Raw genomic sequence first — 13,012 nt, 5'->3', positions numbered from 1 at the left:
GTGGTCAAAGCCCTCCCCCCCACACTTCGGAAACTTCTACCTTATGGTTGTTGGGATCGTAAAAATAATAGGAGCGGGATTTGTCATAGACGTTGATGGCATCTACCCTGACACCCTTGGTTTTGAGTAAGTCTCTGAAGCCTTCGAAATCGTCTACAACAATACCAAAATGCGTAATTCTGGGTCCTGGTTTGTTATCTACGGAGCGACTCTCATGAATACTGATATAGTGATTCCCGGGATTCTTCAGGATTACCCAACGCATACCTAGCCGAAGGCCCAGGTCGATCGTCTCGAACCCAAGAACACTCTTCCAGAAGCTGATGGTTTCCTCGAGATCCTTGGCCTCAATTTGTACATGATCTATCCCCACCATGTTCATGTATTCCAACTCCTTTTATTCAAGCCCGACGCAACGAATTAAAAAAGCCGACTTGTGCATGCTTGTGTTTTGTCGCCCAGTACAAACCAGAAAGTGCCGAAGAACGGTTTGAACCGTCAACCTCCACTATATTTCTGTAGCGTTGCAGTCCTCCATCAATATCCCCCGACTGACACTCACACTCAGCCAGCAAGTAGTGAAAGTAAAGAACATAGGGCGGACCTAACTGGATGGCTTTGTTCAATAACTGTCGAGCCATATCATAGTGCTTTAGTTCCATGTAAACCTGAGCGACTTCCGCCCAGTTTGGAGACCATGCGGGATCCAGTTTTAACAGCGCCAATCCCGCTGCCTCTGCTTTCTCAAAATCTTTTGAAACGTAGAGATGCTCCTTAACCGAGGACTCATAATAAGTTTTAAGCTCATTCAACAAATACGGATTGGTTATCTCAGCGTTTGCTTTTCGCGCATAGTCCTTCGCGCGCCCCATGAGTTCCCGCGTAGCATCCAGATTGCCTTTTTCGGCAGGGATCATTGCAACGGCACGGTACCAGGAGGACTTGATCCCATCAGGAATTTGCGACTTTGGATTTCTTACAATGTCATTGCTTTTTTTGAAAAACCACTCATAGACGTCCTTCTCGATCTCACCGGTTTTATGAAACCAGACAGTGGTCTGAGAGGACACCTCGATTATCTGCACAGGTGTCATTTTCCCGCTGTTGGCCATGGCCAATAACTGTTGCATGACGATACGAACACTCGCGCGATCCTGCAGGCGATTGCTGACAACAAACTTCAGCATTAAATATTCGAACTGCAGATCTCCGTCACTGGTCCTGGGCATGTCCTGCAAGGTTTCAATTACGTTCGCCGCTTCGCTTACCCGGCAAAAACTTGCATAGGCTGTAGCGAGATTCAACCTTTGAATGGACGAGGCATGCTGTAGATTTTCTTTCAACCAATCGAGCGTTGCAATATGACAGACTCCAGACCGTTCCAGCGCCGCGGTAGTGGAGTCTTGTTTCATACATTGCTTGATAGCCTTAACTTCGCTCAAAACGCCGGGTTCGAATATCTGAACATACCGATAGCCTGACTCATCAAAATTCGCAGTGGTGTAGGACCGACTGCAAGCCCGGTTCAATATGCTTTCCGACTTGTCCAGCGCGTCTGGAAGGGCGACTCCAGTCATCATCTTATAAAAAGAATTCTCACGAAAAGATTGGACAACAAGATTATCTTCATCCATACCAGACTCCTTTTGAAAATGGATAAATCCGAGACTCTAACTAAAGAGTCGATAGTGTTTTTATGAGCCTCGCAGAGCGCGTTCTTGAGTCGCGGCATTGATATTCGGTAAGCCTGCCGTGAAGTCCACCGTCTCGGCACTCAGCGGCGGCGAGGCTCGATGACTCTGCAATAAAAGAATGCGACCATAGATAGGCATAATTCGCACATTGATATTTTGCCACGCTCGCCACACTGAAGCGTCCGAGCATCGTTTCAAAAGAGACATCATGGGCACATGTTATTTTTGCTTGAGCCTTGTTGAATAACGACGCAACATCCTCTACACGACTCACATCATTTGATTGATACAGCTTCAATTCGAACAATGAAAACAACAACTCGACAGGTGTCTGAATCAGAAACTGATTGCGCAACATAAGTTTTATCGATGCCTTCAGTGATTCGTTCATCACTTTCGGAAAAACAGACTCAAATGCACCATTACTCATACTCTTTCGCAATATATGTTCCACATAGCGACTGGCGACTTCGAGCTCATCTACAGGCCTAGCGCTCAGCCCTTCTTTTTTATCCAGCACGTGATCCAGGGCATGACCAAACTCGTGAAAAATGGACAGAAGCGCACCGTAAGAAATTTTTCCTCCTGCACTATTTACCTCACACGAACACAAGACAATGGGCAACTGAATTGAATCTTCGACAGATGCCCGCTGTGTAATGGGGAGCGTACGATTTCCTGAAAAACCTGGCTCCTTTACTCTTAAATCGAACAGTACATAACCTATTACTTCGCAAGTACTGCACAACTCGAAAAGCATAAGTTCGCGGGTAGAATCGCAATCGGCGTTCAGTGATACCAGGTCCAGACCAAATTCATCACGCACGATAATTTCCAATAATCGCCGGACACCGGTGATTGGCAAAATATTATCAAACACTATCGATCGATTTTTTGTTGAAGGGTCGCACCGATCTCTTTCATCTCGGGCATTGGTGCATAACGAAGTTGCCCCGTCATTCAAATGGGTCAAAAATGAAATAGCACCGGGCGTATCAATGGAAAGGTCAAAGCGTTGCCGAACTTCTATATAGTTTTCGAAACCTGCCAGCTTGGCCTGTTGGTCTCGTATCTTTTTCAGCTGGACCAGCAGTCGCAGTTTTTCCTTGTTGGTCGCATGAGCAAATGAATTCAACGTTTGATCTTCGAAGGCTCTTAGAGCAGGAAACTTCGCCCCATGCACGCCCTGCAAACGGGTGGTCATGGCCAACTCCGAATTGCACAATCGTGAAGACCCACCATCAAGCGCCGGCAATATTTCTTCAGCAGTTTCAAGCAGTGTCCTAGCTCTAACGAGATCAGCGGTTGAAGACAGGCTCCCCGTCAACCACGCATGCAGGTTATAGCTAGCTCTGAGCGCAAGATAAATAGGCAGTGAACGCTGTGCATGCACGACAGGCTTGTCTTTGCCCGCCAATCGCAGGTGACTCGAGAAAACGTCCATGCACTTCAAAAGTTGCACGGCCGATTCGCTAACAGTTGTGTAGGCGAATACCAGCATCCTAGCCATCCTTGTCCATTAAAGCGGAGGGAGGCGCCTCCTTCGCCTGATTCCAAACCTGCTAGTTAAGCGACTTCTGCCAACAGCGCTTCAAGTTCAGCATCGATACAGATTTCTTCCTCAATATTTAAAAGAAGATCTTCATCCACTGGTTCTTCGAACAATTGGGTAATCAGTGCCGAACGAAAGTAGGCCGACACTTTCGCAAACTCCGTGCTTTCGTATTTGATCATAACTTTCTCCTTGAGTTAGTTTGCAAGCTACAATCACTTGCGCGATCTCCTCAGCATTAGCCATGCCAACTCAAATGCGCCATTTTGAAGAACAGTTACTGCCCTGAATTAACTGACATTTTTTCCGGCTTCTGCTTCGGCTCACGTTCGTAACGGAAAATTGTCCATTTTCTTTACACGCACTCATTCAGAGCTTCGTGCTCGAAAATGCAGCAGAATTTCCTTCGCAATACACGTTCCAGACGGTTCAATGCTCTAATCGCCCATCGCGTCTTACAGAAGAATCGTTGCTCATATGGATTTCAAACAGCTCTGGCTCAAAGCCCAAGACCTCTGGGGCACCCTCGAACAGCACCCGTTTCTGCAATCAGGCTTGTCGCTGATCCTGCTTTTGGTAATCGCTCTGGTGCTCGGACGAGTGGCACGTTATCTGATCCTGCACGCCAGCCGCATGCTTGGTCGTCAGCCAGCCCTGCACTGGCTCAACGACTTTCGCCACAACAAGGTGTTTCAGCGCCTGGCGCAGATGACGCCGTCGCTGGTGATCCAGTTCGGCCTGCATCTGGTGCCGGAACTGAGCAAAACCGCGATGACCTTTTTGGGCAACGTCGCGCTGTCGTTCACCATCTTGTTCATGCTGCTGACGATCAGCGCCCTGCTCAATGCCTTGCTCGACATCTACGCCCGCACCGAACACGCCCGGACCCGCTCGATCAAGGGTTACGTGCAACTGGCGAAGATGGTTTTGTATGTGTTTGGCGCCATCATCATCGTCGCCACGTTGATCGACCGTTCTCCTCTGTTGCTGCTGTCGGGTCTGGGTGCGATGTCGGCGGTGATTCTGTTGGTGTACAAGGACACCCTGCTGTCGTTCGTCGCCAGTGTGCAACTGACCAGCAACGACATGCTGCGGGTCGGCGACTGGATCGAGATGCCGCAAGTCGGCGCTGACGGTGACGTGGTCGACATCACGCTGCACACGGTCAAGGTGCAGAATTTCGATAAAACCATTGTGTCGATCCCGACCTGGCGCCTGATGTCCGAGTCGTTCCGAAACTGGCGCGGCATGCAGCAGTCAGGCGGCCGGCGGATCAAACGCAGCCTGTTCATCGACGCCAGCGGCGTGCGCTTCATCCGTGACGATGAAGAAGAGAAACTGAGCCAGGTGCATCTGCTGACCGGCTACATGAGCCGCAAGAAAGCCGAACTCAAGGCCTGGAACGAAGCACAAGGCAATGTGGCGGCGATGTCGGCCAACCGTCGGCGGATGACCAACATCGGCACCTTTCGCGCGTACGCACTGGCGTATCTGAAGAGCCACCCGGAGGTGCAACCGAACATGACCTGCATGGTGCGCCAGATGCAAACCACGGCGCAGGGCATTCCGCTGGAAATCTACTGCTTCACCAGCACCACGGTGTGGGCCGATTACGAGCGGATTCAGGGGGATATTTTCGATTATCTGCTGGCGGTGCTGCCAGAGTTTGGTTTGAGCCTGTATCAGCAGCCGAGTGGCGGGGATTTGCGTGCGGGAATGCTGCCGGCGGTGCTCGGTTCGGCGCATATTCCAGAACCCCAGAAACACCTCATGTAACCCACAAACACCTGTAGGAGCTGCCGCAGGCTGCGATCTTTTGACTTTTTCTTCAAAAGACAAGATCAAAAGATCGCAGCCTGCGGCAGCTCCTACAGGGGGGTCAGGCGGTGGCTTGAGATTTGCGGATACCCAAACGGCTGATCCAAACCGCCGCCAGAATCACACTCCCGCCGAGGAACAGCCTTCCCAGTTCCTCATGCTGATTCCAGATCAGCAGATTCAGCAGCAACCCCACCGGCACGTGCAGATTGTTCATCACCGCCAGCGTGCCACCGTTGACCATGCACGCGCCTTTGTTCCACCAGTACAGGCCCAGCGCCGTCGAGACCAGGCCGAGGAACAACAACACGCCCCATTGCAGCGCAGCTTCGGGCAGGAAGTTGGCTTTGCCGAACAGCAGGAACGCCGGCAACACCACCGCCAGTGCACCGAGGTAGAAGAAGCCGAAGCGGCGGTAATGAGGCAGGTCGCTCGGGTGTTTCGCCACCAGATGTTTGTACAGCACCTGCCCGGCGGCGTAGGTGAAGTTGGCCAGTTGTAGCAGCAGGAAACCCATGAAGAAATCCGGGTTGATCCGGTCGAAGCGAATCACCGCCGCGCCGCCTACCGCCACCAATGCGGCGACCAGTGCCCACGGGTTGAAGCGGCGGTTCAACGCATCTTCGATCAGGGTTACATGCAACGGCGTGAGGATGGTGAACAGCAACACCTCCGGCACCGTCAGCACGCGGAAGCTCAGGTACAGGCAGACGTAGGTCACGCCGAACTGCAGCGCGCCGATCAGCAACATGCCGCGCATGAACGCCGGTTCCACCGAGCGCCAGCGGGTCAGCGGGATAAACACCAGCCCGGCCAGCACAACACGCACCAGCACCGCGAAGTAGCTGTCGACATGACCGGCCAGGTATTCGCCGATCAGACTGAAGGAAAACGCCTGGATCAGCGTGACAAAAAGTAGATAGCCCATGGTCGCCTCTGTTTCGAATGGCGGCGACGATAGCCGGTTTTACTTTCTGCAACCAATACAAAATCCCCATGTAGGAGCTGCCGCAGGCTGCGATCTTTTGATTTTAAAAAACAAGATCAAAAGATCGCAGCCTGCGGCAGCTCCTACAGAGGGATTGTTTTAACCAGAAAAATCGCAGGCAAAAAAAAGCCCGATCTCGCTAATGCGTTCAATCGGGCTACAGCACTCAGGAGCAAAAAGTGCAAAGGGAGGTTCGATGCGCGTAGAGCCTTGAAGGGGTTGCGCCAGGTCACTAGACCATCCAGCGATTATCTGGCGATTAACATATCAAGCGACCGAGGCCAGCTTGGCGTTGGCCTGGTTCAAGCCTTTTTCCTGGAAGTCGCCCCCCAGGTTCATGCCTTCGGCGTGAATGAAAGTCACGTCGTGGATGCCGATGAAACCCATCACTTGGCGCAAGTACGGCTCCTGATGGTCCGCCGGGCCGCCGGCGTAGATGCCTCCGCGGGCCGTCAGCACGTAGGCACGCTTGCCGCTGAGCAGGCCTTGCGGGCCGGTTTCGGTGTATTTGAAGGTCACGCCGGCACGCAGCACATGGTCGAGCCAGGCCTTGAGGGTGCTCGGGATCGCGAAGTTGTACATCGGTGCGGCCATCACCAATACGTCCGCGGCCAGCAGTTCGTCAGTCAATTCATTGGAGCGATCCAGCGACGCCTGTTCGCTGTCGTTGCGCTGTTCGGCGGGTTTCATCCAGCCACCCAACAGGTTGATGTCCAAGTGCGGCACCGGGTTCACGGCGAGGTCACGGACCGTGATCTGATCGGCAGGGTGTGCAGCTTTCCACTGTTTGATGAAGGTCTGGGTCAACTGGCGGGACACCGAGTCTTGCTGGCGGGCGCTGCTTTCGATGATCAGAACGCGGGACATGTTGTGTAGCCTCCATCCGAGAATGTTGTAGGTCGATGGAGTGAAGATTAAACAGAGTCGATTCGATGAAAAAGCGCAAATAATTGCTGCAAAACATCGAAAAATTCGTTTAGATGCAAGCTATAACCCTGTAGGAGTGAGCCTGCTCGTGATAGAGGCGTATCAGTCAGCAACGTTTTGTCTGAACCACCGCTATCGCGAGCAGGCTCACTCCTACCCGGAATCTGCGCTTATTTGGGGGTGCAAGTCAGCTTGATCCGCAGCTTGATGATTTCTCGGGTGAACTTGGCCGTGGCGTTTTTATGTTTGCCGGCCGGCACTTCGATGGTGCGGGTGCGCGGTGCTTCCGGGCCGTTGCTGAACACGGCCTTGCAGACTGCATCGACGTCGCCATAGTTGGCCACCCGAATCGAGCCGATGTCATTGTCGGTGGCGAAGGTCTCGTAATCGATCTTCAGGCCGTTGAGATCCTTTTCCACATCGATCGGATACGCAAACGCCGTCAGCGGCAGCAGCGCCAGCAACACACAACAGAATTTTTTCATTCGGCAGTCTCCATGAGGGACGGCCAGCTTAGGACAAGAGGAGCTATTGATGAAAGCGCCCCGCGTGACCCTGGATCAATGGCGAACGTTGCAGGCCGTGGTCGACCACGGCGGATTCGCCCAGGCCGCCGAGGCCCTGCACCGTTCGCAATCGTCGGTGAGCTACACCGTCGCCCGCATGCAGGACCAGCTCGGCGTGCCGTTGCTGCGCATCGACGGGCGTAAAGCCGTGCTGACCGAAGCCGGTGGCGTGTTGCTGCGCCGCTCGCGGCAACTGGTGAAACAGGCCAGCCAACTGGAAGATCTTGCCCATCATATGGAGCAAGGCTGGGAGGCCGAGGTGCGACTGGTGGTCGACGCGGCCTATCCGAGCGCACGCATCGTGAGGGCGCTGACGGCGTTCATGCCGCAGAGTCGTGGCTGCCGCGTGCGTCTGCGTGAGGAAGTGTTGTCGGGTGTCGAGGAAGTGTTGCTTGAAGGTGTGGCCGATCTGGCCATCACCGGCCTGAGCATTCCCGGCTACCTCGGTGCGGAACTGAGCGACGTCGAGTTTGTGGCCGTCGCCCACCCCGATCATGCCCTGCATCGGCTCAACCGCGAGCTGAGCTTCCAGGATCTGGAAACCCAGATGCAAGTGGTCATCCGCGACTCCGGCCGCCAACAACCACGGGACGTCGGCTGGCTCGGCGCCGAGCAACGCTGGACTGTCGGCAGCCTCGCCACCGCCGCCACATTTGTCAGCAGCGGCCTGGGCTTTGCGTGGTTGCCACGGCATATGATCGAGCGGGAACTGAAAGATGGCTCGCTCAAGCTGCTACCGTTGGACAGGGGCGGCAACCGCAACTCCAGCTTCTATCTGTATTCGAACAAGGACAAACCGCTAGGGCCGGCCACGCAAATCCTTATCGAACTGCTGCGCACCTTCGATACCCTGCCGCTGGACGCACCGTTCGCCGCCCCAGAACAAGCCTGACACGGAGTTAACCGATGGCGTATTTCGAGCACGAAGGTTGCAACCTGCACTATGAGGAATATGGCCACGGCACGCCGTTGCTGCTGGTCCACGGGCTCGGCTCAAGCACGCTGGACTGGGAAATGCAGATCCCGGCACTGGCCGCGCATTACCGGGTGATCGTCCCGGACATTCGCGGCCACGGCCGCTCGGACAAACCCCGTGAGCGCTACAGCATCGCCGGGTTCAGCGCCGATCTGGTCGCACTGATCGAGCACTTGCAACTCGGCCCGGTGCACTATGTTGGTTTATCCATGGGCGGCATGACCGGTTTTCAACTGGCCGTCGATCAGCCGCAGATGCTCAAGAGCCTGACCATCGTCAACAGCGCCCCCGAGGTCAAACTGCGCAGCCGCGACGACTATTGGCAGTGGTTCAAGCGCTGGAGTCTGATGCGGGTGCTGAGTCTCGCGACTATTGGCAAGGCGTTGGGCGGTAAACTTTTTCCCAAGCCGGAACAGGCCGATCTGCGACAGAAAATGGCCGAACGCTGGGCAAAAAACGACAAACGTGCTTATCTCGCCAGCTTCGATGCGATTGTGGGCTGGGGGGTTCAGGAACGACTTTCCCGAGTGACCTGTCCAACCCTCATCGTCAGCGCCGACCATGACTACACACCCGTCGCGCTGAAAGAAACCTATGTAAAACTGCTGCCCGATGCGCGACTGGTGGTGATCGCCGATTCACGCCACGCCACCCCGCTCGATCAACCCGAACGCTTCAACCAAACGCTGCTGGAGTTTCTCGCCGCAGCCGATATTCAATCTCAGGATCACTGACCCATGCTGAAAAAACTCGCCCTCGCCGCCGGCACCGTGCTGTTCGCTGCCAACCTGATGGCTGCCACGCCTGCAAAAGCACCGCACGTGCTGCTGGACACCACCAACGGCCAGATCGAAATCGAACTGGACCCGGTCAAGGCACCGATCAGCACCAAGAACTTTCTGGAATACGTCAACAGCGGCTTCTACAACAACACGATTTTCCACCGTGTGATCCCGGGTTTCATGGCTCAGGGCGGCGGTTTCACCCAGCAAATGCAGCAAAAAGATACCAAGGCACCGATCAAGAACGAGGCCAGCAATGGTCTGCATAACGTTCGCGGCACCTTGTCGATGGCGCGCACCTCCAACCCGGATTCGGCCACCAGCCAATTCTTCATCAACGTCGCTGACAATGCTTTCCTCGATCCGGGCCGTGACGCCGGTTACGCGGTATTCGCCAAAGTGGTCAAGGGCATGGACGTGGTCGACGTCATCGTCAACTCGCAAACCACCACCAAAAACGGCATGCAAAACGTGCCTGTCGACCCTGTGATCATCAAGTCGGCCAAAGTCATCGACTAAGCTGTACAGGGCGTATCGAGCGGCGTCGGCCTGATCCCGCGCCGCTCACACCGATAAAAGGAGAGCCCGTACTCCGGGCGGTTATCTGATGCTCTATCGCCGTTTTGAACAACTGATCGACATATTCCGCGACGCCCCGACGGCCTCCCCGCCGGACCGTGTGCTCCCCTTCTATACCTATTACCTCAAGCAGGTCTGGCCTAGTTTTGCCGCTCTGCTGGTGGTCGGTCTGTTTGCTGCGCTGATCGAAGTGGCGCTGTTCAGTTATCTGAGCCGCATCATCGACCTGGCCCAAGGCACGCCGAACCCGAATTTCTTCAGCGACCACGCCCTCGAACTGTCCTGGATGCTGGTGGTTGCGCTTGTGCTGCGCCCTATCTTCTTTGCTCTGCATGATTTGCTGGTGCATCAGACCCTGAGCCCGGGCATGACCAGCATGATTCGTTGGCAGAACCACAGCTACGTGCTCAAGCAGAGCCTGAACTTCTTCCAGAACGACTTCGCCGGTCGTATCGCCCAGCGCATCATGCAAACCGGCAACTCGCTGCGTGATTCGGCGGTGCAGGCGGTGGATGCGCTGTGGCATGTGGTGATCTACGCGATCAGCGCGCTGGTGCTGTTCGCCGAGGCCGACTGGCGCCTGATGATCCCGTTGCTGATATGGATCGCCGCGTATATCGGCGCGCTGTATTACTTCGTGCCACGGGTAAAAGACCGCTCGGTGGAAGCCTCCGACGCACGCTCGAAACTGATGGGCCGCATCGTCGACGGCTACACCAACATCGCCACCCTGAAGCTGTTTGCCCACACCAATTTCGAACAGCACTACGCCAAGGAAGCCATCGAAGAGCAGACCGTCAAAGCGCAAATGGCCGGCCGCGTGGTCACCAGTATGGACGTGGCGATCACCGCCATGAACGGCTTGCTGATCGTCGGCACCACGGCGCTGGCCCTTTGGCTGTGGACGCAATCGCTGATCACCGTCGGCGCGATTGCCCTGGCGACCGGTCTGGTAATCCGCATCGTCAACATGTCCGGCTGGATCATGTGGGTGGTCACCGGCATTTTCGAAAACATCGGCATGGTTCAGGACGGTTTGCGCACCATCTCGCAACCGGTCAGCGTCACCGATCACGAACAGGCCAAACCGCTGGCAGTGGCCCATGGCGAAGTGCGTTTCGAGCACGTGGATTTTCACTACGGCAAGAAGAAAGGCATCATCGGCGACCTCAACCTGAACATTAAGCCGGGCGAGAAAATCGGTCTGATCGGGCCGTCCGGCGCCGGCAAATCGACCTTGGTCAACTTGCTCTTGCGCCTGTACGACGTTGAAGGCGGGCGGATCATGATTGACGGGCAGAACATCGCCGAAGTCGGCCAGGAAAGCCTGCGTGCGCGCATTGGCATGATCACTCAGGACACTTCGCTGCTGCACCGCTCGATCCGCGACAACTTGCTGTACGGCAAGCCTGACGCTACTGACGCAGAGCTGTGGGACGCGGTGCGCAAGGCCCGCGCCGATGAGTTCATTCCGTTGTTGTCGGACGCTGAAGGCCGCACCGGGTTCGACGCGCATGTCGGTGAGCGCGGTGTGAAGCTGTCCGGTGGCCAGCGTCAGCGCATCGCCATCGCGCGGGTACTGCTCAAGGACGCGCCGATCCTGATCATGGACGAAGCGACCTCCGCCCTGGACTCGGAAGTCGAAGCAGCGATTCAGGAAAGCCTGGAAACCCTGATGCAGGGCAAAACCGTGATCGCGATTGCCCACCGTCTCTCGACCATCGCGCGCATGGATCGGCTGGTGGTGCTGGAAAACGGCAAGATCGCCGAGAGCGGCACCCACGCCGAACTGCTAGCCCATCGCGGACTGTATGCACGGTTGTGGGCACACCAGACCGGAGGGTTTGTCGGGATCGATTGATCGCCAAAAAAGATCAAAAGATCGCAGCCTTCGGCAGCTCCTACCCAGGGTTTTATATCCACTTGCAGGAGCTGCCGAAGGCTGCGATCTTTTGCTTTTGATCCCTGTAAATATTCAGGTTTGGCGGTAGGGCAAGGCTGTCCGCGCCTCTTCGGCATAGGCCAGCACACCAGCGCGCTCCTGGTGCAGGAAGTCTTTCACCGCCGCTTTCAACCCCGGATGCCGCAAGTAGTGCCACGAATGGGTGATCACCGGTTCGAAACCACGAATCAACTTGTGCTCGCCCTGCGCTCCGGCGTCAAAACGCTGATAACCCTGCGCGATCGCATAATCCATGCCCTGATAAAAACACGTCTCGAAGTGCAGTCGATCAAACTCGGCCAGACAGCCCCAATAGCGCCCGTAGAAACTGTCGCCACCGACCAGACTGAACGCCATGGCCACCGGCCGTGAGCCTTGTTTGGCCAGCACTACGCGGATCGCCTCAGGCATGCGTTCGGCCAGCAGACTGAAAAACTCGCGAGTCAGGTAAGGTGCCTGACGCCGCACCGCATAGGTATTGGCGTAACAGGCATAAACGAAATCCCACTGCGCCTCGTTCAGCTCGCGCCCTTCCAGCCATTCAAACTCGAAGCCCTGCCCCGCCACTTGCTCGCGCTCTTTGCGCATCTGTTTGCGCTTACGCGAACTGAGTACGTCGAGAAAATCCTGGAAGTCGCGGTAGCCACGATTCTGCCAGTGATACTGACAGCCGATGCGCTGCAACCAGCCCGGTTGCTCGGCCATGGCGGCATCAGTGAAAGGGTCGGTGAAGTTGATGTGGGCGCTGGAAAGCTCTTCAATTTCCAGATAACCCGGCAGGCTTTTGAGCAGCTCGTAACCATCTTCGACGTTCGCTGCCAACAGCCGTGGGCCGCTGACCGGACTGAATGGCACCGCTGTCAACAGCTTGGGGTAGTAATCGATGCCCGCGCGAGCGCAGGCATCGGCCCAGCCGTGATCGAACACGTACTCGCCGTAAGAATGCCACTTGCGGTAACTGGGTAGCGCCGCGATCAGTTGGCCATCTTCGATGTGCAGCAAGTGCTCGGGCTGCCAACCGGTATGAGGCCCGACGCTGCCGCTGTCTTCCAGTGCACTGAGAAAGGCATGACGCAGAAATGGCTGACTCTCGGGCACCAGAGCGTCCCATTCCGATGGGGCGATTTCTGACAGGTCTTGCAGGCGTTGCAACGGCATCAACAACTCTCCACATCTGGGTTTCAGCGC

13 protein-coding genes are annotated in these 13,012 nt (G+C 55.6%); 5 read left to right on the top strand and 8 right to left on the bottom strand.

Features of this window, described 5'->3' with window-relative positions; all coding sequences use genetic code 11:
• Window positions 1-4 precede the first annotated feature (4 nt).
• The 4 genes from PSH79_RS07365 to PSH79_RS07350 all read right to left on the bottom strand — a co-directional run bounded on the left by PSH79_RS07365 (window position 5) and on the right by PSH79_RS07350 (window position 3,428).
• Window positions 5-382: a VOC family protein gene (locus tag PSH79_RS07365; protein WP_123452537.1), complete on the bottom strand. Its 378-nt coding sequence runs from the start codon at window positions 380-382 to the stop codon at window positions 5-7.
• Window positions 383-401: 19 nt separating this feature from the next.
• The gene (locus tag PSH79_RS07360; protein WP_305441949.1) at window positions 402-1,634 is read right to left on the bottom strand and encodes a lipopolysaccharide assembly protein LapB; all 1,233 of its coding nucleotides are present in this window, start codon (window positions 1,632-1,634) and stop codon (window positions 402-404) included.
• A gap of 40 nt (window positions 1,635-1,674) precedes the next feature.
• Window positions 1,675-3,195, bottom strand: a complete 1,521-nt coding sequence (locus tag PSH79_RS07355) for a M3 family metallopeptidase (protein ID WP_305441948.1) — start codon at window positions 3,193-3,195, stop codon at window positions 1,675-1,677.
• Window positions 3,196-3,260: 65 nt separating this feature from the next.
• Window positions 3,261-3,428 carry a hypothetical protein gene (locus PSH79_RS07350; protein ID WP_185036803.1) on the bottom strand — a complete coding sequence of 56 codons (168 nt, stop codon included), beginning with the start codon at window positions 3,426-3,428 and terminating at the stop codon, window positions 3,261-3,263.
• Between the two features lie 295 nt (window positions 3,429-3,723).
• On the opposite strand from PSH79_RS07350, the gene PSH79_RS07345 reads away from it, so the two are divergent.
• Window positions 3,724-5,022 carry a mechanosensitive ion channel family protein gene (locus PSH79_RS07345; protein ID WP_305441947.1) on the top strand — a complete coding sequence of 433 codons (1,299 nt, stop codon included), beginning with the start codon at window positions 3,724-3,726 and terminating at the stop codon, window positions 5,020-5,022.
• Between the two features lie 103 nt (window positions 5,023-5,125).
• Here PSH79_RS07345 and PSH79_RS07340 read toward each other — a convergent pair whose 3' ends face one another.
• The 3 genes from PSH79_RS07340 to PSH79_RS07330 all read right to left on the bottom strand — a co-directional run bounded on the left by PSH79_RS07340 (window position 5,126) and on the right by PSH79_RS07330 (window position 7,464).
• Complete coding sequence (locus PSH79_RS07340) at window positions 5,126-5,992, bottom strand: carboxylate/amino acid/amine transporter (RefSeq protein ID WP_305441946.1); 867 nt, start codon at window positions 5,990-5,992, stop codon at window positions 5,126-5,128.
• A 327-nt stretch (window positions 5,993-6,319) separates the two neighbouring features.
• Window positions 6,320-6,919 carry an FMN-dependent NADH-azoreductase gene (locus tag PSH79_RS07335; protein ID WP_187681376.1) on the bottom strand — a complete coding sequence of 200 codons (600 nt, stop codon included), beginning with the start codon at window positions 6,917-6,919 and terminating at the stop codon, window positions 6,320-6,322.
• 230 nt (window positions 6,920-7,149) lie between these two features.
• Window positions 7,150-7,464 (bottom strand): 3-phosphoglycerate kinase, encoded by a 315-nt coding sequence (locus PSH79_RS07330; RefSeq protein ID WP_305441945.1) that lies wholly within the window; start codon window positions 7,462-7,464, stop codon window positions 7,150-7,152.
• 49 nt (window positions 7,465-7,513) lie between these two features.
• Here PSH79_RS07330 and PSH79_RS07325 point away from each other — a divergent pair, with 49 nt between their 5' ends.
• The 4 genes from PSH79_RS07325 to PSH79_RS07310 all read left to right on the top strand — a co-directional run bounded on the left by PSH79_RS07325 (window position 7,514) and on the right by PSH79_RS07310 (window position 11,743).
• Window positions 7,514-8,437, top strand: coding sequence for a LysR family transcriptional regulator (locus PSH79_RS07325; RefSeq protein WP_011332960.1), 924 nt, complete (start codon window positions 7,514-7,516; stop codon window positions 8,435-8,437).
• Window positions 8,438-8,451: 14 nt separating this feature from the next.
• The gene (locus PSH79_RS07320; protein ID WP_305441943.1) at window positions 8,452-9,255 is read left to right on the top strand and encodes an alpha/beta fold hydrolase; all 804 of its coding nucleotides are present in this window, start codon (window positions 8,452-8,454) and stop codon (window positions 9,253-9,255) included.
• Between the two features lie 3 nt (window positions 9,256-9,258).
• Window positions 9,259-9,822, top strand: a complete 564-nt coding sequence (locus tag PSH79_RS07315; RefSeq protein WP_305441942.1) for a peptidylprolyl isomerase — start codon at window positions 9,259-9,261, stop codon at window positions 9,820-9,822.
• An 88-nt stretch (window positions 9,823-9,910) separates the two neighbouring features.
• Window positions 9,911-11,743, top strand: a complete 1,833-nt coding sequence (locus tag PSH79_RS07310; RefSeq protein WP_305441941.1) for an ABC transporter ATP-binding protein — start codon at window positions 9,911-9,913, stop codon at window positions 11,741-11,743.
• A 114-nt stretch (window positions 11,744-11,857) separates the two neighbouring features.
• Here the strand turns inward: PSH79_RS07310 and PSH79_RS07305 are convergent, their stop codons facing one another.
• On the bottom strand, window positions 11,858-12,982 hold the full coding sequence (locus PSH79_RS07305) for a GNAT family N-acetyltransferase (protein ID WP_305441939.1): 1,125 nt from the start codon (window positions 12,980-12,982) through the stop codon (window positions 11,858-11,860).
• Between the last annotated feature and the right edge of the window lie 30 nt (window positions 12,983-13,012).

Source organism: Pseudomonas sp. FP2196, assembly GCF_030687715.1.
Lineage (GTDB): Bacteria > Pseudomonadota > Gammaproteobacteria > Pseudomonadales > Pseudomonadaceae > Aquipseudomonas.
Note: the sequence above shows the minus strand (reverse complement) of the source record. Positions and strands in the feature narration are given on the sequence as shown.

What these genes read in the sequence shown, in the direction of transcription:
- PSH79_RS07345 (WP_305441947.1), top strand. Translation starts at nt 3,724, where the DNA reads ATGGATTTCAAACAGCTCTGGCTCAAAGCCCAAGACCTCTGGGGCACC.
- PSH79_RS07325 (WP_011332960.1), top strand. Translation starts at nt 7,514, where the DNA reads ATGAAAGCGCCCCGCGTGACCCTGGATCAATGGCGAACGTTGCAGGCC.
- PSH79_RS07350 (WP_185036803.1), bottom strand. Translation starts at nt 3,428, where the DNA reads ATGATCAAATACGAAAGCACGGAGTTTGCGAAAGTGTCGGCCTACTTT.
- PSH79_RS07340 (WP_305441946.1), bottom strand. Translation starts at nt 5,992, where the DNA reads ATGGGCTATCTACTTTTTGTCACGCTGATCCAGGCGTTTTCCTTCAGT.
- PSH79_RS07365 (WP_123452537.1), bottom strand. Translation starts at nt 382, where the DNA reads ATGAACATGGTGGGGATAGATCATGTACAAATTGAGGCCAAGGATCTC.
- PSH79_RS07360 (WP_305441949.1), bottom strand. Translation starts at nt 1,634, where the DNA reads ATGGATGAAGATAATCTTGTTGTCCAATCTTTTCGTGAGAATTCTTTT.
- PSH79_RS07315 (WP_305441942.1), top strand. Translation starts at nt 9,259, where the DNA reads ATGCTGAAAAAACTCGCCCTCGCCGCCGGCACCGTGCTGTTCGCTGCC.
- PSH79_RS07310 (WP_305441941.1), top strand. Translation starts at nt 9,911, where the DNA reads ATGCTCTATCGCCGTTTTGAACAACTGATCGACATATTCCGCGACGCC.
- PSH79_RS07335 (WP_187681376.1), bottom strand. Translation starts at nt 6,919, where the DNA reads ATGTCCCGCGTTCTGATCATCGAAAGCAGCGCCCGCCAGCAAGACTCG.
- PSH79_RS07355 (WP_305441948.1), bottom strand. Translation starts at nt 3,195, where the DNA reads ATGCTGGTATTCGCCTACACAACTGTTAGCGAATCGGCCGTGCAACTT.
- PSH79_RS07330 (WP_305441945.1), bottom strand. Translation starts at nt 7,464, where the DNA reads ATGAAAAAATTCTGTTGTGTGTTGCTGGCGCTGCTGCCGCTGACGGCG.
- PSH79_RS07320 (WP_305441943.1), top strand. Translation starts at nt 8,452, where the DNA reads ATGGCGTATTTCGAGCACGAAGGTTGCAACCTGCACTATGAGGAATAT.
- PSH79_RS07305 (WP_305441939.1), bottom strand. Translation starts at nt 12,982, where the DNA reads ATGCCGTTGCAACGCCTGCAAGACCTGTCAGAAATCGCCCCATCGGAA.